At 66.8% G+C, this 316-nt stretch carries 1 pseudogene; it reads right to left on the bottom strand.

Going from position 1 to position 316, the window contains the following annotated elements:
* Window positions 1-316 (bottom strand): annotated as a pseudogene (gene argS, locus CVH10_RS19135) (arginine--tRNA ligase); the annotation flags it as partial.

Genomic DNA, 316 nt, shown 5'->3' on the forward strand with positions numbered 1-316 from the left:
CGACGACCTTGGCGAGGTCGAAATCCAGCGTCGCGTCGTTCTTGCGGTAGAGCATCATGAAGCGGATCGCGTCGCGCCCGACCTCGTCGATGACGTCGCGCAGGGTCACGAACTCGCCGGCCCGCTTCGACATCTTCACCGGCTCGCCGCCGCGCAGCAGCCGCACCATCTGCACCAGCTTGACGTCGAAGCGGGTCTTCCCCTCGGTCAGCGCGGCGACCGCCGCCTGGATGCGCTTGACCGTGCCGGCATGGTCGGCGCCCCAGATATCGATCAGCTGGTCGGCCCCCTCCGCCTTCTGATAGTGATAGGCCAT

Origin of the sequence: Halomonas sp. ND22Bw, assembly GCF_003011945.1 — a bacterium.
Taxonomy (GTDB): Bacteria; Pseudomonadota; Gammaproteobacteria; order Pseudomonadales; family Halomonadaceae; genus Halomonas; species Halomonas halophila.